23 protein-coding genes and 4 tRNA genes are annotated in these 19,839 nt (G+C 69.8%); 8 read left to right on the top strand and 19 right to left on the bottom strand.

Features of this window, described 5'->3' with window-relative positions; all coding sequences use genetic code 11:
- Nucleotides 1-319 precede the first annotated feature (319 nt).
- From ACFVT5_RS01000 to ACFVT5_RS00965, 8 genes are all read right to left on the bottom strand, one after another.
- On the bottom strand, nt 320-1,231 hold the full coding sequence (locus ACFVT5_RS01000) for a hypothetical protein (protein ID WP_389880064.1): 912 nt from the start codon (nt 1,229-1,231) through the stop codon (nt 320-322).
- A gap of 147 nt (nt 1,232-1,378) precedes the next feature.
- Nucleotides 1,379-2,254 carry a hypothetical protein gene (locus ACFVT5_RS00995; RefSeq protein WP_389880062.1) on the bottom strand — a complete coding sequence of 292 codons (876 nt, stop codon included), beginning with the start codon at nt 2,252-2,254 and terminating at the stop codon, nt 1,379-1,381.
- A gap of 161 nt (nt 2,255-2,415) precedes the next feature.
- Complete coding sequence (rplA, locus tag ACFVT5_RS00990; RefSeq protein WP_389880061.1) at nt 2,416-3,144, bottom strand: 50S ribosomal protein L1; 729 nt, start codon at nt 3,142-3,144, stop codon at nt 2,416-2,418.
- Between the two features lie 83 nt (nt 3,145-3,227).
- On the bottom strand, nt 3,228-3,662 hold the full coding sequence (gene rplK, locus ACFVT5_RS00985) for a 50S ribosomal protein L11 (protein WP_389880059.1): 435 nt from the start codon (nt 3,660-3,662) through the stop codon (nt 3,228-3,230).
- A gap of 171 nt (nt 3,663-3,833) precedes the next feature.
- Nucleotides 3,834-4,358 (bottom strand): hypothetical protein, encoded by a 525-nt coding sequence (locus tag ACFVT5_RS00980; RefSeq protein WP_389880057.1) that lies wholly within the window; start codon nt 4,356-4,358, stop codon nt 3,834-3,836.
- A 298-nt stretch (nt 4,359-4,656) separates the two neighbouring features.
- A complete protein-coding gene (gene nusG / locus ACFVT5_RS00975) occupies nt 4,657-5,595 on the bottom strand; it encodes a transcription termination/antitermination protein NusG (RefSeq protein WP_389880055.1) in 939 nt (312 codons plus the stop codon).
- Between the two features lie 75 nt (nt 5,596-5,670).
- Nucleotides 5,671-5,958, bottom strand: a complete 288-nt coding sequence (gene secE / locus ACFVT5_RS00970; protein ID WP_389880053.1) for a preprotein translocase subunit SecE — start codon at nt 5,956-5,958, stop codon at nt 5,671-5,673.
- A gap of 109 nt (nt 5,959-6,067) precedes the next feature.
- Nucleotides 6,068-6,140, bottom strand: a tRNA-Trp gene (locus ACFVT5_RS00965).
- 203 nt (nt 6,141-6,343) lie between these two features.
- On the opposite strand from ACFVT5_RS00965, the gene ACFVT5_RS00960 reads away from it, so the two are divergent.
- Both ACFVT5_RS00960 and ACFVT5_RS00955 read left to right on the top strand, forming a co-directional pair.
- Nucleotides 6,344-7,570, top strand: coding sequence for a pyridoxal phosphate-dependent aminotransferase (locus ACFVT5_RS00960; RefSeq protein ID WP_389880051.1), 1,227 nt, complete (start codon nt 6,344-6,346; stop codon nt 7,568-7,570).
- A gap of 154 nt (nt 7,571-7,724) precedes the next feature.
- On the top strand, nt 7,725-8,744 hold the full coding sequence (locus ACFVT5_RS00955) for an adenosine deaminase (RefSeq protein WP_389880049.1): 1,020 nt from the start codon (nt 7,725-7,727) through the stop codon (nt 8,742-8,744).
- A gap of 48 nt (nt 8,745-8,792) precedes the next feature.
- Here the strand turns inward: ACFVT5_RS00955 and ACFVT5_RS00950 are convergent, their stop codons facing one another.
- A complete protein-coding gene (locus ACFVT5_RS00950; RefSeq protein ID WP_389880047.1) occupies nt 8,793-9,398 on the bottom strand; it encodes a TetR/AcrR family transcriptional regulator in 606 nt (201 codons plus the stop codon).
- Nucleotides 9,399-9,486: 88 nt separating this feature from the next.
- On the opposite strand from ACFVT5_RS00950, the gene ACFVT5_RS00945 reads away from it, so the two are divergent.
- Complete coding sequence (locus ACFVT5_RS00945; protein WP_389880045.1) at nt 9,487-10,119, top strand: NAD(P)-dependent oxidoreductase; 633 nt, start codon at nt 9,487-9,489, stop codon at nt 10,117-10,119.
- A 46-nt stretch (nt 10,120-10,165) separates the two neighbouring features.
- On the opposite strand, the gene ACFVT5_RS00940 is transcribed toward ACFVT5_RS00945, so the two are convergent.
- The 6 genes from ACFVT5_RS00940 to ACFVT5_RS00915 all read right to left on the bottom strand — a co-directional run bounded on the left by ACFVT5_RS00940 (nt 10,166) and on the right by ACFVT5_RS00915 (nt 12,883).
- Nucleotides 10,166-11,221 (bottom strand): UDP-N-acetylmuramate dehydrogenase, encoded by a 1,056-nt coding sequence (locus tag ACFVT5_RS00940; RefSeq protein ID WP_389880042.1) that lies wholly within the window; start codon nt 11,219-11,221, stop codon nt 10,166-10,168.
- Between the two features lie 148 nt (nt 11,222-11,369).
- Nucleotides 11,370-11,798, bottom strand: coding sequence for a MaoC family dehydratase (locus ACFVT5_RS00935; protein ID WP_389880040.1), 429 nt, complete (start codon nt 11,796-11,798; stop codon nt 11,370-11,372).
- 2 nt (nt 11,799-11,800) lie between these two features.
- Nucleotides 11,801-12,253 carry a MaoC family dehydratase N-terminal domain-containing protein gene (locus ACFVT5_RS00930; protein ID WP_389880039.1) on the bottom strand — a complete coding sequence of 151 codons (453 nt, stop codon included), beginning with the start codon at nt 12,251-12,253 and terminating at the stop codon, nt 11,801-11,803.
- A gap of 179 nt (nt 12,254-12,432) precedes the next feature.
- Nucleotides 12,433-12,597: a 50S ribosomal protein L33 gene (gene rpmG, locus ACFVT5_RS00925; protein ID WP_003948671.1), complete on the bottom strand. Its 165-nt coding sequence runs from the start codon at nt 12,595-12,597 to the stop codon at nt 12,433-12,435.
- A gap of 91 nt (nt 12,598-12,688) precedes the next feature.
- Nucleotides 12,689-12,761 (bottom strand) — tRNA-Met (locus ACFVT5_RS00920).
- 49 nt (nt 12,762-12,810) lie between these two features.
- Nucleotides 12,811-12,883: transfer RNA gene (locus ACFVT5_RS00915), tRNA-Thr, on the bottom strand.
- Between the two features lie 315 nt (nt 12,884-13,198).
- Here ACFVT5_RS00915 and ACFVT5_RS00910 point away from each other — a divergent pair.
- Together ACFVT5_RS00910 and ACFVT5_RS00905 are read left to right on the top strand one after the other, a co-directional pair.
- Nucleotides 13,199-14,515, top strand: coding sequence for an amidohydrolase family protein (locus ACFVT5_RS00910; protein WP_389880037.1), 1,317 nt, complete (start codon nt 13,199-13,201; stop codon nt 14,513-14,515).
- A 150-nt stretch (nt 14,516-14,665) separates the two neighbouring features.
- Nucleotides 14,666-15,322, top strand: a complete 657-nt coding sequence (locus tag ACFVT5_RS00905; RefSeq protein WP_389880035.1) for an SDR family oxidoreductase — start codon at nt 14,666-14,668, stop codon at nt 15,320-15,322.
- Between the two features lie 88 nt (nt 15,323-15,410).
- On the opposite strand, the gene ACFVT5_RS00900 is transcribed toward ACFVT5_RS00905, so the two are convergent.
- Entirely contained in the window at nt 15,411-15,623 is a 213-nt protein-coding gene (locus ACFVT5_RS00900; RefSeq protein WP_389880033.1) for a hypothetical protein, read from the bottom strand.
- Nucleotides 15,624-15,818: 195 nt separating this feature from the next.
- Here ACFVT5_RS00900 and ACFVT5_RS00895 point away from each other — a divergent pair, with 195 nt between their 5' ends.
- Nucleotides 15,819-16,601, top strand: coding sequence for an alpha/beta fold hydrolase (locus tag ACFVT5_RS00895; RefSeq protein ID WP_389880031.1), 783 nt, complete (start codon nt 15,819-15,821; stop codon nt 16,599-16,601).
- 137 nt (nt 16,602-16,738) lie between these two features.
- Here ACFVT5_RS00895 and ACFVT5_RS00890 read toward each other — a convergent pair.
- Nucleotides 16,739-16,820, bottom strand: a tRNA-Tyr gene (locus tag ACFVT5_RS00890).
- 210 nt (nt 16,821-17,030) lie between these two features.
- Here ACFVT5_RS00890 and ACFVT5_RS00885 point away from each other — a divergent pair.
- Complete coding sequence (locus tag ACFVT5_RS00885) at nt 17,031-17,519, top strand: YajQ family cyclic di-GMP-binding protein (RefSeq protein WP_389880029.1); 489 nt, start codon at nt 17,031-17,033, stop codon at nt 17,517-17,519.
- Between the two features lie 85 nt (nt 17,520-17,604).
- On the opposite strand, the gene ACFVT5_RS00880 is transcribed toward ACFVT5_RS00885, so the two are convergent.
- A complete protein-coding gene (locus ACFVT5_RS00880; RefSeq protein WP_389880028.1) occupies nt 17,605-17,871 on the bottom strand; it encodes a GlsB/YeaQ/YmgE family stress response membrane protein in 267 nt (88 codons plus the stop codon).
- 85 nt (nt 17,872-17,956) lie between these two features.
- On the opposite strand from ACFVT5_RS00880, the gene ACFVT5_RS00875 reads away from it, so the two are divergent.
- Nucleotides 17,957-19,180 carry an APC family permease gene (locus ACFVT5_RS00875; protein ID WP_389880026.1) on the top strand — a complete coding sequence of 408 codons (1,224 nt, stop codon included), beginning with the start codon at nt 17,957-17,959 and terminating at the stop codon, nt 19,178-19,180.
- A gap of 28 nt (nt 19,181-19,208) precedes the next feature.
- Here ACFVT5_RS00875 and ACFVT5_RS00870 read toward each other — a convergent pair whose 3' ends face one another.
- Complete coding sequence (locus ACFVT5_RS00870; RefSeq protein ID WP_389880024.1) at nt 19,209-19,823, bottom strand: SMI1/KNR4 family protein; 615 nt, start codon at nt 19,821-19,823, stop codon at nt 19,209-19,211.
- Nucleotides 19,824-19,839: the final 16 nt, after the last annotated feature.

Raw genomic sequence — 19,839 nt, 5'->3', positions numbered from 1 at the left:
GGTGATTCGGACCGCGCGGACCCGAAGGAGGACTGGGGAAAACGAAACGCCCCGGCGCAGGCGCTCGGGGCGTAGCTCGACCGGGGCGGAGAATCCGTCCGGGAGCACTTCCACGGTCACCTGCGCGGGTCGTCCGCAATTCAGCGGATCCTTCGGCCACCGCACTCTCGGACGAGCGCACGGCAACTACCAGCGGTCTTGGGCTTCCTGGGAAGCGTACGCGACCGGATCCTTGTCAAGCAAATCCGGTCGCGGGCTCCTGCTTCGGAGGATCTTCAGGCAGATCTCCGGACGGATCGTCAGCGGAGGGTGCCGGGGCTCAGGCCGGGTCCTCGGCGCCCAGCTCCTCCAGATCCTTCAGCATCTCCATCAGGTCGAAGGTGTCCTTCGCGGCCGGCGGCGAGACCTTCACCGCGGTGCCGTAGTCCGAGTACTTCATGGAGATGTCGACGGTGCCCTCGGCGTTGTCCATCGCGATGTCCATGCGGGCCGGGTAGTCGTCCTCGTTGACCCAGACCTCGGTGTCGTAGCCCGTGATGCCGGCCTTCTCGATGTTCTTCAGGATCTCGTCGCGCTCGCTCTCGCTGAAGACGTCGAGGGAGTCGTTGGACTCCATCATCTCGGTGACGGTCAGCTTGCCCTTGTAGTGCTCGGTCTGCTGACCGTCGATCTTCTCGCTGCCCACGTGCTTGAGGTTCGGCGAGTCGAGGAGCATCGCGAGCTGCTGCGCCGGGTCCTGGTTGGCGCTGTCGATGCTGCCGGTGAGCTGCTTGGCCATCTTGTCGTCGCCGGACTGCTCGGCGATGGCGTTGAGGTCCATCTTCATCCAGCGCTTGCCGTCCATGTCCTTGGCGGCTTCCGCCCCCATGTCCATGTACATGACGTTGTCCTGCCAGACCATACGGATCTTGTCGGGCCCGCCGGCCGCGCCGGCGAACGCGGAGCCCGACGCGGTCATGTCCATCACCGTCGGGTCCCAGCCCATCAGGCCGCTCATCTTCATGTCGCCGCCGCCGTCGGCCGCCCCGGCCGGCATCTTCATCGTCATCTCGACGTGCGCGGACTTGGCCGCGGCGGTCTTCTTGTACGCGGCGGTGATGGCCTTGGCGACCGCTGCCTTCGAGTGCGGCTGCTGGTCCGCCTTGGCCCCCTTGGAGCCGCCCCCCGTGCTCTCCGAACACGCGACTGCGCCACCGCACAGCAATGCGGTGGCGAGCACCGCACCCGTCATCCTTGACTTCTTCATGACCTTCATAGCCCCCGTCCCCTGTAATGCGAACAACACATAACTTTACTGGGACTTTAGCGGAGCACTACGACAGGGGCCGCAAATTAACTGCGTAGGCGGGTTCCGGCGACCAGCTCCGACCAGCTCCGACTAGCTCTGATCGAGAAGGTCCTGGTAGTCGACGGTGTCCTCGGCGGGCGGTGCCTTTCCGGCCTTTACGGGTGCGCCGAAATCGCTGTAGTGCGCGGTCGTGTCCATCGCCCCGGACGCCGTACCGCTGCGCTCCACGCGCTTGACGAGCAGGTTCCGGGCGTCGATCCAGACGTCGACCCGCTGGCTGGTGACCCCGGCGTCCTGAAGCTGTTTGCGCAGGTCGGCCGAGCCCGCGGCGTCGGGCCCCTCGGTCGGCAGATCGGCCACCCGTACGGTGCCGGTGTAGTGCGTCGTACTGACGCCCCGTACCGTCTCCCGGCCGACCTTGCGGGCGTCCCCGGCGGCGAGCAGGAGGGCGACGGACTGGTTCGGGGCGAAGTTCGTCGAGGCGTCGTAGCGGTACTTGACCCAGTGCCGGCCCTGGGCGAGTGCGGCGAACTTGTCGCTCATGCGCGCGTAGTACACGTCGGCGACGAAACGGGCCTCGGTCCGCGCGCTGCCCAACTCCCGCATCGTCCGGGCCATGGAGCCGCCGGTGTAGCCGATGGTCAGGGTGCCGCTGAGGCCGTCGGACCAGCCGAGGGTGCCACGGGTCGTCGTGGACATCCGGTCACCGATGCGCAGCACGGCGTCCACGCGCGCGGAGCCCGCCCTGTCGGTCGCGGTGTGCGCCGCGCGCAGGGCCTCGGTCACCTCGGGCGGCGCGGACACCGGGGCGCTCGTACGGGCCGTGGGCGCGGTCGTGTCGCCGTGGTCCGGATCGCAGCCGACGAGCCCGAGGAGCGCTGCGGATCCGGTCAGCGCGGCCACGATGAACGTACACATGGCCGTGAACACGACGTCGCCCCGCCCGGTGTCCCCGCTCCCTAGCATCCCGGCTCCCACCCCCGCGCCCGTATCGCCTGTCCTCCGCACGCTAGCGCAGCTCAGGCCGGGTCGGGGGGCGGCAATGGGACGGGCCCCGCACCTCGAAAGGTGCGGGGCCCGTCCGGGAACGCGTGCGTGGACGCGGTCGCCGTGGGGAGCCGGGAGGCTCAGACGGCGGCCGGGTCCTCCTCCGTGAGGAGGTTGCGGGTGCGGTTCGGGTCGACGGGAACGCCGGGGCCCACCGTGGTGGTGATGGCGGCCTTCTTGATGTAGCGACCCTTGGCGGCCGACGGCTTCAGACGGAGGATCTCCTCCAGCGCGGCGCCGTAGTTCTCCACGAGCTTGGTGTCGTCGAAGGACACCTTGCCGATGATGAAGTGGAGGTTGGAGTGCTTGTCGACGCGGAACTCGATCTTGCCGCCCTTGATCTCGTTGACGGCCTTGGTCACGTCAGGAGTCACGGTGCCGGTCTTCGGGTTCGGCATCAGACCACGCGGGCCGAGGACACGGCCGAGGCGGCCGACCTTGCCCATGAGGTCGGGGGTGGCGACGACGGCGTCGAACTCGTTCAGGCGGTTGCCCTTCGAGATCTCGTCGATCAGCTCGTCGGAGCCGACGATGTCGGCGCCCGCGGCACGCGCGGCCTCGGCACGGTCACCGGTCGCGAAGACCAGGACCCGGGCGGTCTTACCGGTGCCGTGCGGGAGGTTCACGGTGCCACGGACCATCTGGTCGGCCTTGCGCGGGTCGACACCCAGACGGAAGGCGACCTCGACGGTGCCGTCGAACTTGCTGGTGGAGGTCTCCTTGGCGAGACGCACGGCCTCAAGCGGGGCGTAGAGCTTGTCCCGGTCGATCTTGGCGTCCGCAGCGCGGAGAGACTTGCTGCGCTTCACTTCTACTCCTGGGTTCAGGGTGGGAGTTCGTGGTCCGGGCCAGCGCTGGCCCTACCACTGTGAAAGGTCGTACGGGGGCGCGATCAGCCCTCGACGGTCACGCCCATGGAACGGGCCGTACCAGCGATGATCTTCGCGGCGGCGTCCAGGTCGTTGGCGTTGAGGTCGGCCATCTTGGTGGTGGCGATCTCGCGGACCTGCGCGTCGGTGATCTTCGCGACCTTGGTCTTGTGCGGCTCGCCGGAGCCCTTCTCGATGCCCGCGGCCTTCAGGATCATCCTGGCGGCCGGCGGCGTCTTGGTGATGAAGGTGAAGGAACGGTCCTCGTAGACCGTGATCTCCACCGGGATCACCCAGCCACGCTGCGACTCGGTCGCGGCGTTGTACGCCTTGCAGAACTCCATGATGTTGACGCCGTGCTGGCCCAGCGCGGGGCCGACCGGCGGCGCCGGGTTGGCCGCACCGGCCTGGATCTGGAGCTTGATGAGCCCCGTGACCTTCTTCTTCTTGGGAGGCATTGCTCTCTCCGGGTCCTAGTGAGAGTTTTGAGCCGTCCACTCCGGATCATCCGGATGGAGGCATACCGCACCACGATAACGGGTAACCCGGCGGGGCCCAAACCGGAGTCCCGGCCACCCCCTGATGGCCGGGACCCTGAGTGAACGCGGACGCGTCCGGCGGTCTGGTGCTCAGCAGCGCTTCGACGTCACCGCCTGGCCGGGCACCGGGTCGCCAGGGGCGCGCAGGGTGCCGATGGCGGCGGTGCACTCCTTGACGGTCGCTGCGGGCAGCGACCAGAACTCCTGGCCGTTGGTCGCGTTCCACCAGTCCTGGCCGACGACCTGGTCCCGCGAGTAGCTGTACACGCCGACGCTGACGTCGTAGTCCTTGGTCTTGTCGCGGAAGCTCTGCCACACCCACAGATAGCCGTAGTTACGGTCGCAGCGGGGCGAGTAGAACTGCTTGACCGAGGCGGCGTGGGCGCCACCGCGGTTGATGTAGACGGTGGTGCCGATCTGGTAGGCGTCCGAACAGACGCCCGCCGCCGCGGCCTTGGCGGTGCGCGGGTTGCCGGCCTCCGACGCGGCGGTGGACTGGGTGGCCGCCTTCTTGGTGGGCGCGGGCGCGGGTCCCGTACCGGCGAGGGCGGTGGTCGCGGGAATGAGCGCGAAGGCGCAGGCCGCTGCCGCGATGAAGGGTGTGCGGGCACGCATGTGGTGGTTCCCCCTGACTGATGTGTGGCTACATACGCGGACGATGCCGGTCAACCTTCGTGGATCACGCAGAACACCACGAAGAACACCGTCCACGCGTTTCGGTCACAGGGTCAGACCCGCGGGGTCACCGGATGGTTGTGGCGCAGAACACATTCGGGGGGTACACGATCGGGGGGTACACGATCGGGGGGTACACGATCGCGCGTACGAAAAAGCCCCCGCCGACCGTCTCCGGTGAGCGAGGGCTTCCGCGTGCGGCGCGGTGACTGCCGGGCCGCTGGTTCTTCGTATGCGTCTAGTTCTTCTGGATCTGGTCGAAGCTCAGCTCGACCGGGGTCTCGCGGCCGAAGATCTCGACGAGGCCCTTGACCTTCTTCGAGTCGGCGTTGATCTCGTTGATGGTGGCCTGGAGCGTGGCGAACGGGCCGTCCGTGACGGTGACCGAGTCGCCGACCTCGAAGTCCAGGACCTGGACCTCGACCTTGCGCTGCGGAACCGGGCGGCCCTCGGCCTCGGCGGCCTCGCGGGCGGCCTTCTCCTCGGCCTCCGGGGCGAGCATCTTGACGATCTCGTCCAGGGTCAGCGGGTACGGGTCGTAGGCGTTGCCGACGAAGCCGGTGACGCCGGGGGTGTTGCGGACGACGCCCCAGGACTCGTTCGTCAGGTCCATGCGCACCAGGACATAGCCGGGGAGCTTGTTCTGACGGATGGTCTTGCGCTCGCCGTTCTTGATCTGGGCGACCTCTTCCTGCGGCACCTCGGCCTGGAAGATGAAGTCTTCGACGTTCAGCGAGACGGCACGCTGTTCGAGGTTGGTCTTCACACGGTTTTCGTAGCCGGCGTAGGTGTGGATGACATACCACTCGCCGGGCAGAGTGCGGAGTTCCTCGCGGAGGGCGGCGACCGGGTCGACCGGCTCGGCCTCTTCCTCGGCAGCCTCTTCTTCGGCTTCCTCGGCGGCTTCTTCGCTGCCCTCGGTGTCGTTCGTGTCGTCCGTGTCCTCGTCGGACTGCGTGGCTTCCTCAGCGGCCTCGGTCTCGTCCGTCTCGGACTCGTCGTCGGTCTCGACGTGCACAGCCGCCTGCTCGGCGGGCTTGCCCGCGGCGGCGTCGGAAGCTTCGGCCTGGTCCGGGTCCTCGGCGTCCGCCGCCTCGACGATGTCGAGCTCGTCCTCAGCGGACTCGACAGCGCCCGGCCGCGGCTCGACGGCGTCGTTCAGGTTCGGGTCAGACACTGTGGCTGCTTCTTCCTGGATACAAGGGGTGGAACACGCGAAAGGGGCGCCAGGAACGGCGCCCTTCGCCTTCGATCAGCCGAAGACGTATTTCGCGACGTGGCTGAGCCCATAGTCAATCACGGTCACAAGGCCGATCATGATGACGACGAAGACGATCACCACAGTGGTATACGTCGTCAGCTGATGGCGAGTCGGCCAGACCACCTTGCGGAGTTCCGCGACGATCTGGCGGTAGAAGAGCGCGAGCCGACCCAGGGGGCCCTTCTTGCCGCGCTTGCCGCCCTTACGGGCCTTCTTCTGGGACTCGGGCAACTCGTCCTGGGCATCAGGCATGTCGATGGAGCCCACGGCGTCCGTCACTCGTCCTCACCTGAATCCCGGGTCGTGGCCGTGCCGCGCCCGGTTGAGCCGCACGGCGATGCATTGCAGTGTGTACTTCCCACACATCCTGGCGGAGAGGTGTGTGTTGCAGGGCCGGAGGGACTTGAACCCCCAACCGCTGGTTTTGGAGACCAGTGCTCTACCAATTGAGCTACGACCCTTTGGTGCGCCCCAACGTACCGCATCCGCTCAACTGCGTGGAGTGCGCTGCGCGGGAGCGGCCCCTGAAGGCCAACGAGGTGAGAGTGTACGTGGTCCTCGGGCCGACGTCGAACAGTAAGCGCCGCTCACTCGCCGCGTGCCCGGCTGCCCGCACTGTGAAACCCGTGTGCCGGGTGCGTTTCCGGTCTGAAACGATGGGGTCATGAGCGCTGCAACCTCTCCGACCGAGCGCCGGGTCTCCGCCCGAGTCGGCGCGATCTCCGAGTCCGCGACCCTCGCCGTGGACGCCAAGGCCAAGGCCCTGAAGGCCGCCGGACGGCCGGTGATCGGCTTCGGCGCCGGTGAACCGGACTTCCCGACGCCCGACTACATCGTCGAAGCCGCCGTCGAGGCGTGCAAGAACCCGAAGTACCACCGCTACACGCCGGCCGGCGGACTGCCCGAGCTGAAGGCCGCGATCGCCGCCAAGACGCTGCGCGATTCCGGTTACGAGGTGGAGGCGTCGCAGGTCCTGGTGACCAATGGCGGAAAGCAGGCGATCTACGAGGCGTTCGCCGCGATCCTCGACCCGGGCGACGAGGTCATCGTCCCGACGCCGTACTGGACCACGTACCCGGAGTCGATCCGGCTCGCGGGCGGGGTGCCGGTCGACGTCGTCGCGGACGAGACGACGGGGTACCGCGTCTCGGTCGAGCAGCTGGAGGCGGCCCGTACGGAGCGCACCAAGGTGCTGCTCTTCGTGTCGCCGTCGAACCCGACGGGCGCCGTCTACAGCGCCGAGGACGTCGAGGCGATCGGCCGCTGGGCCGTCGAGCACGGGCTGTGGGTACTGACCGACGAGATCTACGAGCACCTGGTCTACGGCGACGCGACGTTCACCTCGCTGCCGACGGTCGTGCCGGAGCTGCGCGACAAGTGCATCGTGGTCAACGGCGTGGCCAAGACGTATGCCATGACCGGCTGGCGCGTGGGGTGGCTGATCGGTCCGAAGGACGTCGTCAAGGCGGCGACGAACCTCCAGTCGCACGCGACGTCCAACGTGTCCAACGTCGCGCAGGTCGCCGCGCTGGCCGCCGTCTCGGGCGATCTGACGGCCGTCGCGAAGATGCGGGAGGCGTTCGACCGGCGCCGCAGGACGATCGTGCGGATGCTGAACGAGATCGACGGCGTCCTCTGCCCGGAGCCGGAGGGCGCCTTCTACGCGTACCCGTCGGTGAAGGCCCTGATCGGCAAGGAGATCCGCGGCCGGCGCCCGAAGGACACGGTCGAGCTGGCCGCGCTGATCCTGGAGGAGTCGGAGGTGGCGGTCGTCCCGGGCGAGGCGTTCGGTACGCCGGGCTATCTGCGGCTGTCGTACGCGCTGGGTGACGAGGACCTCGTCGAGGGTGTCTCGCGGCTCCAGAAGCTTCTGGCCGAGGCCAAGGACTGACCGCTCCGGAACTTCGTCCGAAGGCGAAAAGCGCCTCTACGCGCGCGTGCGGGCCGTTTCCCCCTGGGGAGGCGGCCCGCTTCTTCGTTCGGTGCGGACCACGAACGGGGAAAGCGGCTACCAGGAAGCCGGGTGCGTGCGGCAAGATCCTGGGATGGAGCGAGTACGTGACCTGGCCGCATTGCCCAAGGCCCATCTGCATCTGCACTTCACCGGGTCGATGCGGCCCGCGACCCTGCTCGAACTCGCCGACAAGTACGGAGTGCACCTCCCGGCCGCGCTGACCAGCGGTGAGCCGCCGAAGCTGCGGGCGACCGACGAGCGTGGCTGGTTCCGTTTCCAGCGGCTCTACGACGCGGCGCGGTCGTGTCTGCGGGAGCCCGAGGACATACAGCGGTTGGTGCGGGAGGCCGCCGAGGAGGACGTCAGGGACGGCTCGCGGTGGCTGGAGATCCAGGTCGACCCGACCTCGTACGCGCCCCGGCTCGGCGGGCTGATCCCGGCCCTGGAGATCATCCTGGACGCGGTGGGTACGGCCTCGCGGGAGACGGGGCTCGATATGCGGGTCCTGGTCGCGGCCAACCGGATGAAGCACCCGCTGGACGCCCGTACGCTGGCGCGTCTCGCGGTGCGGTACGCGGACCAGGGTGTCGTCGGGTTCGGGCTGTCCAACGACGAACGGCGGGGCATGGCACGTGATTTCGACCGCGCCTTTGCCATCGCGCGCGAGGGCGGGCTCCTGTCGGCCCCGCACGGCGGCGAGCTGACGGGCCCCGCGTCGGTACGGGACTGCCTGGACGACCTGCACGCGAACCGGGTGGGGCACGGGGTGCGGGCCGCTGAGGACCCCCGGCTGCTGAAGAGGCTCGCGGACCGGGGCGTGACCTGCGAGGTGTGTCCCTCGTCGAATGTGGCGCTCGGCGTCTACGACAAGCCCGAGGACGTACCCCTGAGGACTCTGTTCGAGGCGGGGGTGCCGATGGCGCTCGGGGCGGACGATCCGCTGCTGTTCGGGTCGCGGCTGGCGGAGCAGTACGAGATCGCGCGCCGGGACCACGGTTTCGACGACCGGGAGCTGGCGGAGCTGGCCCGGCAGTCGGTGCGGGCGTCGGCGGCGCCGGAGGGCGTCAAGGGGGAGCTGCTGGCCGATGTGGACGCGTGGTTGACGGCGTGAGCCGGTGAGGGTGTGGGCTGACGCGTGTCCCGCGCGCGTGGGTGACGCTCAGGCGATACCGGCGACACCGGCGAGCAGGGTGCGGGCGATGCCGGCGGCGAAGGTGTCGAGGGACTGTGGGGGCCGGCCGGTCTCGGTCATGTCGTAGGCAAAGGCGCGCTGGGCGCAGGCGCCGAGAAGCAGCGACGCGGCGGCGAAGGTGTCGGCGTCCGCCCGGACCCGGCCGGCGCGCTGTTCGGCGCGCAGATAGGCGTCGAGGCTCTGGATGGGCCGGTGGGGGCCCGCGTCCATGTCGCGCAGGGCCGCGTCGTGGCGGCGCTTGAGGCGGGTCTCGGCGTAGAGCGACGCGGCTATCGGGAAGCTCTGCTCGTAGAAGAGGGCGGCCCGGCGGGCGATCTCGGTGAGGTTCTCCTCGACGGTGTGCGTCTCGGGTTCCTCCATGAGGTGTTCCAGCAGCGGTCCGAGCTTGGGCAGCCGCTCCGCGAGGACGCTGATGAACAGCTCCTCCTTGCTCGCGAAGTACTTGTAGAGCGCGGCTTCCGAGCAGCCGGCCGCCTTGGCGATCTCCTTGGTGGTCGCGCGGGCGAGCCCGACGGTGAGCATCAGCTCGTGCGCGGCGTCGAGGATGCGGGGCCTGGCGGACTGCTGCCGCATACGCGCTCCCTCCGGGCTTGACGGGTGGGTGACGACGTATCCACCCTAGTGGGTGAGTGAGTACTTACCCACCGCCAGGAGGCGCACGATGAGGCTGACAGTGTTCGGGGCGACCGGCGGCATCGGTCAGGAGATCGTCCGGCAGGGCCTGGCGGCGGGCCACCAGGTCACCGCGGTGGTGCGGGATCCCGCGCGGCTGTCGGTGACGGGTGAGGGTCTGGAGGTGTTCCGGGCGGATCTGACGGACGCGGAGGCGCTGCGGCCCGCCGTGACGGGCCGGGACGCGGTGCTGTCCGGGCTCGGCGCCCGCAGCCGCAAGGACGTGGGGGTCGCGTGCCGGCTGACCCGTACGGTCCTGGAGGCGATGCGGCCCGAGGGGGTGCGCCGGCTCCTGGTGGTGAGCGCGGCCCCGGTGGGGGCCTCCGCGGCGGACGAGCCGGTGCTGGACCGCGCGGTGCGGTCGGTGATCCGGTCGCTTCTGAAGGGCGTCTACGCCGATCTGGCGGAGATGGAGGCCGAGTTGGAGCGCAGCGACACCGGCTGGACGTCGGTGCGGCCTCCGCGCCTGCTGGACAGGCCCCTGACGGGTACGTATCGCCGGGTCGTCGGCGGGAATCCGCGCAAGGGGCGCATGATCGGCCGCGCGGACGTGGCGCACGCGATGCTGTCGATGATCGACGACCCGGCGACGGTACGGAAGGCGGTGGGGGTCGCGTACTGAGCGCGCACAGGGTGTACGGGGGCTTACTCGGCCTGTACTGCGCGTGCTAGAGGTCGACGCCGACCATCACGGGCTCGTTGACCAGGGTGACGCCGAAAGCGTCCCGGACTCCGGTGACGACCTCGCGCGCGAGGGCGAGCAGGTCCTCGGCCGTGGCACCGCCCCGGTTGGTGAGGGCGAGCGTGTGCTTGGTGGAGATCCGCGCCGCCCCGGTGCCGTATCCCTTGGTGAATCCGGCCCTGTCGATGAGCCAGGCCGCCGACGTCTTCGTACGGCCGTCCCCCGCGGGGAAGGCGGGCGGCGCCGCATCGGCGCCCAGTCGCTCCACCACGCGCGCGTGGAACACGCCGAACTCCTCTTCGGTGAGGATCGGGTTGGTGAAGAAGGACCCCGCCGACCAGGTGTCGTGGTCCTCCGGGTCGAGCACCATGCCTTTGCCCGCGCGCAGCTTGAGGACGGTCTCGCGCGCGCGGGCGAGCGGTACCCGCTCCCCCGCCTCGACGCCGAGGGCCCGCGCGGTCTCCGCGTACTTGAGGGGCGCCGACAGACCGTCCGCGTCCTCCAGGAGGAACCGCACCCGCAGCACGACGAAGCGCTCGGGCTCGGCCTTGAACCTGCTGTGCCGGTACGAGAACGCGCAGGCGTCGTTCGCCAGGGTGACCGTCTCGCGCGTATGCCGGTCGTAGGCGACGACCTCGGTGACGGTCGAGGAGACCTCCTGGCCGTAGGCGCCGACGTTCTGGATGGGCGTCGCGCCGGCGGAGCCGGGGATTCCGGCGAGGCATTCGATGCCGGCGAGTCCGGCGTCCACGGTGCGGGCGACAGCGTCGGTCCAGACCTCTCCGGCGGCCAGTTCGAGCCGGGTGCCGTCGAGGGTGAAGCCGCGGGTGGCGATGCGCAGGGCCGTGCCGAGGAAGCCCTTGTCGCCGATAACGAGGTTGCTGCCACCGCCGACGAGCAACAAAGGCGTGCCCGTGTCGTCGGCCTCACGGACGGCGTCGATCACTTCGGTGTCGGTCGTCGCGGTGATCAGACGGGTCGCGGGGCCGCCGAGCCGGAAGGTGGTCAGCGGGGCGAGCGGGGCATCGAGGAGTTCCTGCACGCGCACAAGGGTACGGTCTCGCCGGTGGGCGAGGGCCTGGCGCGCGTAAGGGGCACCCTTCATGGAGCAGCACCCCTTACCTGTCCCTCTCGGGTTACCCGTCTCTCCCGGGCCGACCACTCTGAGGCCAACCCTTCTCAGGCCAACCTCAGGCCAGCCGCACGACTGCCCGTGACATCCCCAGGACCTTCTGGCCGGCGGACAGGGCGGTCAGGTCGACGCGGACCTTGTTGTCGTCGAGTTTGGCGGCGACTTTGCCGGTGACCTCGATCGTGGCGCCCTCGTCGTCGTTCGGTACGACCACGGGACGGATGAAGCGGACGCCGTACTCCACGACCGCGCCCGGGTCGCCGGCCCAGTCGGTCACGACGCGGATCGCCTCGGCCATGGTGAACATGCCGTGCGCGATGACGTCCGGCAGTCCGACCTCCTTGGCGAACTTCTCGTTCCAGTGAATGGGGTTGAAGTCGCCGGAGGCGCCCGCGTAGCGCACGAGCGTGGCCCGGGTCACGGGGAAGGCCCGCGCGGGCAGTTCGGCGCCAACCTCGATGTCGTCGTACGCGATGCTCGCCGTCATGGTCACGCCTCCTCGGCCGCTCGGGACACCAGCTTGGTCCAGGCGGTGACCACATGGTCGCCCACCTCGTCGTGGACCTCGCCGCGGATGTCCAGGATGTCGTTGCCCGCCATGGACTTGATGGCCTCGATGGTCGAGGTGACGGTGAGCCGGTCCCCCGCGCGCACGGGGCGCGTGTAGGTGAACTTCTGGTCGCCGTGCACGACCCGGCTGTAGTCCAGGCCGAGTTGCGGGTCCTCGATCACCTGTCCGGCCGCCTTGAAGGTGATCGCGAAGACGAAGGTCGGCGGGGCGATCACATCGGCGTGGCCGAGCGCCTTGGCGGCTTCCTGGTCGGTGTACGCGGGGTGGGTGTCCCCCACGGCCACCGCGAACTCACGGATCTTCTCCCGGCCGACCTCATAGGGGTCGGTGGGCGGGTAGGTCCGCCCCACGAAGGACTGGTCGAGCGCCATGGCTCGGCACCTCCTGGTTTCCACGACGTGCTGACGGTTCCGGAGGGGCCGGCTCCGTAGCTCATGGCTCCGGAGGGCCAGGCTCCGTAGAGGGTGGGCGGCTGTCCGCCGAAGAGCGGTCGCCGCCAACGCCGCGAGGCCGCCCCCGGGGAGGGGACGGCCTCGCGAACGAGCCTGTTTTATCGCGTTTCGCGGTGCGCGGTGTGCGCGTTGCAACGCGGGCAGTGCTTCTTCATCTCAAGACGGTCCGGGTTGTTACGCCGGTTCTTCTTGGTGATGTAGTTCCGCTCCTTGCACTCCACGCAGGCCAGCGTGATCTTCGGGCGGACGTCGGTGGCAGCCACGTGAGTGCTCCTTGACGAACGGATGGAAATGGCATTAACGCAAGAAAGAGTAGCCGACTGAAGGACCGACCCCGCAATCGGCTACTGAGAGTAGCGGTGACCGGACTTGAACCGGTGACACAGCGATTATGAGCCGCTTGCTCTACCGACTGAGCTACACCGCTGCGATGCGCTTCGGCACCTCACCCGAGGGAGAGGAACCTCACACATCAGAGCCCCAAAACGGAATCGAACCGTTGACCTTCTCCTTACCATGGAGACGCTCTACCGACTGAGCTATTGGGGCGAGCGATGAAGACATTACACGCTCGCCCACCGATCGCCCAAATCCGTTTCGTACCGGGCACGCAGGGGCAGTACGGCTTCTTCTCCCCGCCCTCTCCCCGCCCTCTCCCGGCGCTCTCGCGACCCTCTCGCGCCTCTGACGCCCCTCCCGCGCGCGTTGTTCCGGACTGGGCCGAACCCCCGTGGACACACCCGCACCGCACCACACCGGTACGACTATTCCGCTCCTCCGCGAAGCCACCCGGCCGTCGCCCTAGGCTCGACTCACGCTGAGTGATCTTGCACGCAGAGCCCCCAGCAGAGCCCCAGGAGCGCGATGCCCGACAGCCAGCCGCAGCAGCCCCCGCCCTCCGGTTCGCCCCGCCCGACGCCCGGTGACGACGGCAAGTCGTCCGACGCCGCGGGCCTGCTGCTCTGCGGCGCCCGCCTCACGGACGGCCGGATCGTCGACGTACGGCTCGGTGGCGGGCGGATCGAGGCGGTCGGCACGACGGGGAGCCTGACGGCGTACACCGCGCGCGTGGACCTCGCCGGCCATCTGCTGCTGCCCGCGCCCGCCGAGCCGCACGCGCACAGCGACACGGCCCTGTCGGCGGACACGGACGGGCCGGTCTCGTACGAGGTCCACGATGTGCAGCGCAGGGCCACCGAGGCCGCGTTGCTGCAGCTCGGGCACGGTGCCACGGCACTGCGTTCGCATGTGCGGATCGGTGACGTACCGGGGCTCGCCGCGATGGAAGCGGTCCTTCAGGCGCGGCGGTCGCTGCGGGGTCTGGTGGATCTCTCGGTGGTGGCGATGCCCCGGCTGCTGACCGGAGTGGCGGGCGCCGACGGGCTCTCGGAGCTGCGCGACGCGCTCAAGATGGGCGCCTCCGCCGTCGGCGGCTGCCCGGACCTCGATCCCGATCCGACGGGCTATGTGGAAACTGTCCTGGAGGTCGCCGCGGAGCACGGCTGCGCGGTCGATCTGCACACGGACGGCGACGATCCCGCGCGGCTCGCACGGCTCGCCGCGATGGCGGGCGGGCTGCGGCCCGGTGTGACGATCGGGCCGTGCGGCGGTCTGGCCCGGCTGCCGGCGGACGCGGCAGGGCGGGTCGCGGACCGGCTCGCGGCGGCCGGTGTGACCGTGGTCTGTCTGCCGCAGGGCGGCTGCGACGGCGCCGAGCGCCGGGACACGGCGCCGGTACGGCTGCTGCGCGCGGCCGGGGTTCGGGTGGCCGCCGGGAGCGGCGCCCTGCGGGACGTGGGCAACCAGGTGGGGCGCGGCGACCCGTTGGAGGCCGCGTACCTGCTGGCGTCGCGGTTCGGGCTGCGGCCCGAGGACGCGTACGACGCCGTCTGCGCGGAGTCCCGGGCCGCGCTGGGGCTGCCCGAGGTACGGGTCGAGGCGGGCTTCCCTGCGGAGTTGCTCGCGGTGCGCGGCGAACGCCTGTCGGGGGTGCTGTCCCTCGCGTACAGCCGCATCGTGGTGCACCGGGGGCGCGTGGTGGCGCGGACGAGCGCGGTACGCGAGTACTGCGATTCGGCGGTGGCCGTGGCGCTCGACCTGCCACGCCAGGGGAGGACGGCGCCGGGTGGGGGTGCCGGGGGCGGCAGTGGGGGCGGTGCGGGGGGCTCGGGGGCGTCCTGACGCGGGGGTTGGATGCGTCCTCACGCGCGCGGCGGGATGTGTGGCGGGTGCGCGGTGGGATGTGTCGCGGGTGCGCGGTGGGTGGGTGTTGCGTCAACCTGGCGCAAGGCCGTACGGCGAGGACGTCCTGCCCGGCGTACGGTCGGAGGCATGCGCATTGTCATCGCTGGAGGTCATGGTCAGATCGCGCTGCGGCTGGAGCGTCTGCTCGCCGCGCGCGGTGACGAGGTGGCGGGGATCATCCGCCGCCCCGAGCAGAGCGGCGACCTGCTGGAGGCGGGCGCCGAACCGGTCGTGTGCGACCTGGAGTCGGCGTCGGTCGAGGACGTGGCGCGCCATCTGGCGAGCGCGGACGCGGCGGTGTTCGCGGCGGGCGCGGGTCCGGGAAGCGGCGCCGACCGCAAGGACACCGTGGACCGCGGCGCGGCCGTCCTGTTCGCCGACGCGGCCGAGGCCGCGGGGGTACGCCGGTATGTCGTCGTGTCGTCGATGGGCGCCGATCCGGCCCACCCGGGCGACGAGATCTTCGACGCGTATCTGCGCGCCAAGGGCGAGGCCGACGACAACGTACGCGCGCGTGCCGGTCTCGATTGGACGATCCTGCGCCCCGGGATGTTGACGAACGACGCCGGTACCGGGCAGGTGCGGCTGGAGGCGGACACAGGTCGCGGGCCGGTGCCGCGCGACGATGTGGCGGCGGTCCTCGCGGAGTTGGTCGACACTCCGGCGACGAGCGGGCTGACGCTGGAACTGATCAGCGGGTCGTCACCGGTGGCGGTGGCCGTGAAGTCGATCGCGGGGAACTGACCCGGCCCCCGGGCCGTTGACTCATCGGGGCGATCAGAAAAGTCAGTGGAGCCATCGGTAGAGCCATGAGTAGAGCCAGAAGAGCCGGTCAGAACAGCGGCAGTTGTCCGGGGAAGTCTGGGACCGTGTAGCCGTCCAGTGCGGGCTGGGCGGCGTCGAGTTGGGCCGGTCGGCGGGAGCCCGCGCAGGAGAGAAGGGTGCTCTCGCCGCGCGGACCCGGCGGATCGTGACGTGCGAAGCGGCCCGCGACGACGGCGATTTCGCGACGGCACTCGGGGCAGAACCTGCGACGGGACGACATGGCTTCAGTCTGCACCGAGGAAGCCCACAGGGAGCAGATACGCAGCGGACACGGCACACCGAACCCACGGGACCAGGCGTTGGGCCATGTCCTGGACGGTGGCTTCGAGATGGCGGATTCGGGATGGCGGTTTCGCGATATCAGTCGGCGGATAACGCATACCGGACGCCCCGGTGCCACAACTAGGTTGGGCTGATGGCAGAGATCAGCTATCGGGCGGCCGACCACTGTGCCCTGTACGCCACCACCCTCGGAGAGGGGCGGCCTCTTGTCCTCATGCATGCCGGAGGCCCCGACCACAAGAGCATGCTCCCGCTGGCCGAACGGCTCGCCGACCGCTTCATGGTCGTCCTCCCCGACCTACGCGGCTACGGCCGCTCGATCTGCACGGATCCCGCCCGCTACTCCTGGGCCCGGTACACCGACGATGTGGTCCAACTCCTGGACCACATGGACATCCCGGCCGCCGTACTCGCCGGCGCGGGCCTCGGTTCCACGATCACCCTCCGGACGGCAGCCGCGTATCCGGACCGGGTGCGGGCCGCCGTGCTGATCGGGGTCGAGGACATCGAGGACGACGAGGCGAAGGAGGCCGAGATCCGCTTCCTCGACGCGTTCGCCGCCCGGGTCGCGTCGGACGGTATCGAAGCGGGCTGGGAGCCCATCCTCGCCGACTTCCCGCCCGTCGTCGGAGCCATGGTGCGCGACGCCATCCCGCGCTCCGACCCCGCGAGCATCGTGGCCGCGGCGGCCATCGGCCACGACCGCTCCTTTCGCAGCGTTGCCGAACTCGCGACGATCGCCGCTCCGACACTCGTCTTCCGCGGCACCGATCCGCGCCACCCCTCCGCCCTCGCCGAGCAGGCCGCCGCGACCCTCCCCCACGGCCAACTGGCCGAACCCGCGATCGACGGCACCCTCCACACACCCACCGACCTCGCCCGCGCGATCGCCCCGGCCATCCGCGCCTTCCTCTGACCGAGCAAGCCATGTGATCGGTGCGCCCGGCTCAACACGTCCCGTACCGCGATGCGTTCGGCCGTCGCCAACGCGCCCACAAACGAAGAAACCCCCTCCGCACTGCACTCACGCAGTACGAAGGGGGTCTCTCACTGTGGCGGCGCCAGGATTCGAACCTGGGAAGGCGAAGCCGGCAGATTTACAGTCTGCTCCCTTTGGCCGCTCGGGCACACCGCCAGGGATTGCTGCTGTGGAGGCGCTTTCGCGGGGCTCCCCTGCAACGACGTAAACGATACCCGATGCCCAGGGGTGCTCCGCCACCCGATTCCGGGGCGCCCGGTGGGGGGCGCATGGCTAGTCTTTGCTGATGCGGCCCGGGACCGACGGCCGTGTCTTACGCACACCGTTTTGCGCACACCGATACACCGATACAAGGAGCCACAGGACATGGCCGACTCCAGTTTCGACATCGTCTCGAAGGTCGAGCGGCAGGAGGTCGACAACGCCCTCAACCAGGCCGCCAAGGAGATCTCGCAGCGCTACGACTTCAAGAACGTCGGCGCCTCGATCGCCTGGTCCGGCGAGAAGATCCTGATGCAGGCCAACTCCGAGGACCGGGTCGACGCCATCCTCGACGTCTTCCAGTCCAAGCTGATCAAGCGTGGTATCTCGCTGAAGGCGCTCGACACGGGTGAGACGCAGCTCTCCGGCAAGGAGTACAAGCTCTTCGCCTCGATCCAGGAGGGCATCTCCCAGGAGAACGCGAAGAAGGTCGCGAAGATCATCCGTGACGAGGGTCCCAAGGGCGTGAAGGCCCAGGTGCAGGGCGAGGAGCTGCGTGTCACCTCGAAGAACCGCGACGACCTCCAGGCCGTCATCTCCCTGCTCAAGGGGCAGGACTTCGACTTCGCGCTCCAGTTCGTGAACTATCGCTAGCTGAGTGGCGGCGCCCGCGGATGTGACGGAGGGCGGCACCCGGACCGGGTGTCGCCCTCCGCTGTACGTACTGTCGTGGGCGGCGTCAGCGGCGCGAGTGGCCGAAGAGAATGCGGTAGCCGATCAGCAGGACCAGGGAGCCGCCGATCGCGGCCATCCAGGTGGCGCCGTCGTAGAAGTGGGTGGCCACGGGACGGTCGAGGAAGCGGGCGGAGATCCAGCCGCCCACAAAGGCGCCCGCGATGCCGATGAGGGTCGTGCCGATGAAGCCGCCCGGGTCTCTGCCGGGCAGCAGGACCTTGGCGATGGCCCCGGCCAGCAGCCCCAGAACGATCCAGCTGATGATGCCCATCCGTGAACCCACCTTTCGCACGCTCTTGTCCCATGAGACGTAGAGGCGACTCGTTCCGGTTGCGGCGGTCAGTAGGGTGCGGCGCATGACACAGCGGCTGCGGCGGTCTCTCGGCGTCTTCGATGCCGTCGTCATCGGGTTGGGCTCGATGGTCGGCGCGGGCATTTTCGCCGCCCTGGGTTCGGCCGCGGGGGCTGCCGGGTCTGCCCTGTTGCTCGGGTTGGGGCTGGCCGCCGTGATCGCGTACTGCAACGCGATGTCGTCCGCGCGCCTCGCCGCCCTGTACCCCGCGTCGGGCGGGACCTATGTGTACGGGCGGGAACGGCTCGGACCGTTCTGGGGGTACCTCGCCGGCTGGGCGTTCGTCGTCGGCAAGACGGCGTCCTGCGCGGCGATGGCGCTCACCGTCGGCGCGTACGCGTGGCCCGATCAGGCACACGCGGTGGCCGTGGGCGCCGTGGTGGCGCTGACCGCCGTGAACTACGGGGGCGTTCAGAAGTCCGCGTGGCTGACGCGGGTGATCGTCGCGGTGGTCCTGGCGGTCCTCGTCTCGGTCGTGGTCGTCTGTCTCGGTTCGGCCGCCGCCGACTTCGGGCGGCTCGGAACGGGCGCGTCCGGTGGGCCGGACGGGGTGCTGCGGGCGGCGGGGCTGCTGTTCTTCGCCTTCGCCGGATACGCGCGCATCGCGACCCTCGGCGAAGAGGTACGCGATCCGGCGCGCACCATCCCCCGCGCGATCCCGCTGGCTCTGGGCATCGCGCTCGTCGTGTACGTGTGTGTGGCGACGGCCGTCCTTTCGGTGCTGGGGTCGGGCGGACTTGCGGACGCGACAGCTCCGCTGGCGGACGCGGTCCGGGCGGCGGGTGTGCCCGGACTGGTGCCCGTGGTGCGGGTGGGCGCCGCGGTGGCGGCTCTGGGCTCGTTGCTGGCGCTGATCCTCGGGGTGTCGCGGACGACGCTGGCGATGGCGCGGGACGGTCATCTGCCGGGTGCGCTGGCCGCGGTGCACCCCCGGTTCCAGGTGCCGTACCGCGCGGAGCTGGCCGTGGGTGTGGTGGTCGCGGTGCTCGCCGCCACAGTGGATGTCCGTGGGGCGATCGGTTTCTCCTCCTTCGGTGTGCTGGTGTACTACGCGATCGCCAACGCGTCCGCGTGGACCCTCGACTCCTCGCGGTTGTCGCGGGTCGTGCCGGTGGTGGGATTCGCCGGGTGCCTGGCGCTGGCCTTCGCCCTGCCGGTGCCGTCGGTCCTGCTGGGGGTCGGGGTCCTGGCGGTGGGTGTGGTGACGTACGGGGTGCGGGGGCGGTGACAGACTGGGGCCGGAACCGGGGCCGGGGTTACGGCATCGCGTCCGCTCCCCTCGACTCCCCCGCTTCCTTCGCCTCTCCCGCTGCCCGCTCCCGCTCCGTCCGTGCTCGGAACTCGGCCCACGGTGCCAGGTCAAGGCCGTCGTTGGCCTCCTCGTACCAGCCGGCGCCGTCGAGCCAGGTGCGCAGCCAGTCGGCGAGGCTCGGGGCGTCGAGGTACCAGGCGTGGTCCGCCTCGTCCGCGTTGGGCTCGAAGAGGAGGACCGGCGCGTCCTCGGTCAGGCAGTCGACGCAGGCGTACATCCCGCAGCCCCAGTGGGATATCGGGAGCAAGCCCTCGGGCCACGGCCAGGAAGGGTCGTCGCGGCCGTCCTTGCGGTGGTCCAGATACTGGGCGACGACGGGCATCTCGCCGGACGGGAAGCCTTCGAGCAGGGGCAACAGGCCGTATTCCGGACCGAATCCGCCGTCGCCTATCCGCAGGTAGAGGGCGGTGAGCAGTGGCGGCAGCGGGAAACCGAGCGCGGCCTCGGCGCGGGCCACGGACTCGGCGTCCACCGGGTCGGGCAGGGAAGTCCAGCCCCACGGCCGGCTTTCCCTCGCCCGGACGGCGAGCCTGGTCAGCAACTGCTCGATCTCGGTCATGGGTTCATGATGCAGG

Origin of the sequence: Streptomyces sp. NPDC058001, from assembly GCF_042886315.1 — a bacterium.
Lineage (GTDB): Bacteria > Actinomycetota > Actinomycetes > Streptomycetales > Streptomycetaceae > Streptomyces.
The sequence above is the reverse complement of the archived record's forward strand: the minus strand, read 5'-3'. Positions and strand labels throughout refer to the sequence as shown.

What these genes read in the sequence shown, in the direction of transcription:
- ACFVT5_RS01000 (WP_389880064.1), bottom strand. Translation starts at nt 1,231, where the DNA reads ATGACGGGTGCGGTGCTCGCCACCGCATTGCTGTGCGGTGGCGCAGTC.
- ACFVT5_RS00995 (WP_389880062.1), bottom strand. Translation starts at nt 2,254, where the DNA reads ATGCTAGGGAGCGGGGACACCGGGCGGGGCGACGTCGTGTTCACGGCC.
- rplK (WP_389880059.1), bottom strand. Translation starts at nt 3,662, where the DNA reads ATGCCTCCCAAGAAGAAGAAGGTCACGGGGCTCATCAAGCTCCAGATC.
- ACFVT5_RS00980 (WP_389880057.1), bottom strand. Translation starts at nt 4,358, where the DNA reads ATGCGTGCCCGCACACCCTTCATCGCGGCAGCGGCCTGCGCCTTCGCG.
- ACFVT5_RS00960 (WP_389880051.1), top strand. Translation starts at nt 6,344, where the DNA reads ATGAGCGCTGCAACCTCTCCGACCGAGCGCCGGGTCTCCGCCCGAGTC.
- ACFVT5_RS00955 (WP_389880049.1), top strand. Translation starts at nt 7,725, where the DNA reads ATGGAGCGAGTACGTGACCTGGCCGCATTGCCCAAGGCCCATCTGCAT.
- ACFVT5_RS00950 (WP_389880047.1), bottom strand. Translation starts at nt 9,398, where the DNA reads ATGCGGCAGCAGTCCGCCAGGCCCCGCATCCTCGACGCCGCGCACGAG.
- ACFVT5_RS00945 (WP_389880045.1), top strand. Translation starts at nt 9,487, where the DNA reads ATGAGGCTGACAGTGTTCGGGGCGACCGGCGGCATCGGTCAGGAGATC.
- ACFVT5_RS00935 (WP_389880040.1), bottom strand. Translation starts at nt 11,798, where the DNA reads ATGACGGCGAGCATCGCGTACGACGACATCGAGGTTGGCGCCGAACTG.
- ACFVT5_RS00930 (WP_389880039.1), bottom strand. Translation starts at nt 12,253, where the DNA reads ATGGCGCTCGACCAGTCCTTCGTGGGGCGGACCTACCCGCCCACCGAC.
- ACFVT5_RS00910 (WP_389880037.1), top strand. Translation starts at nt 13,199, where the DNA reads ATGCCCGACAGCCAGCCGCAGCAGCCCCCGCCCTCCGGTTCGCCCCGC.
- ACFVT5_RS00905 (WP_389880035.1), top strand. Translation starts at nt 14,666, where the DNA reads ATGCGCATTGTCATCGCTGGAGGTCATGGTCAGATCGCGCTGCGGCTG.
- ACFVT5_RS00900 (WP_389880033.1), bottom strand. Translation starts at nt 15,623, where the DNA reads ATGTCGTCCCGTCGCAGGTTCTGCCCCGAGTGCCGTCGCGAAATCGCC.
- ACFVT5_RS00895 (WP_389880031.1), top strand. Translation starts at nt 15,819, where the DNA reads ATGGCAGAGATCAGCTATCGGGCGGCCGACCACTGTGCCCTGTACGCC.
- ACFVT5_RS00885 (WP_389880029.1), top strand. Translation starts at nt 17,031, where the DNA reads ATGGCCGACTCCAGTTTCGACATCGTCTCGAAGGTCGAGCGGCAGGAG.
- ACFVT5_RS00880 (WP_389880028.1), bottom strand. Translation starts at nt 17,871, where the DNA reads ATGGGCATCATCAGCTGGATCGTTCTGGGGCTGCTGGCCGGGGCCATC.
- ACFVT5_RS00875 (WP_389880026.1), top strand. Translation starts at nt 17,957, where the DNA reads ATGACACAGCGGCTGCGGCGGTCTCTCGGCGTCTTCGATGCCGTCGTC.
- ACFVT5_RS00870 (WP_389880024.1), bottom strand. Translation starts at nt 19,823, where the DNA reads ATGACCGAGATCGAGCAGTTGCTGACCAGGCTCGCCGTCCGGGCGAGG.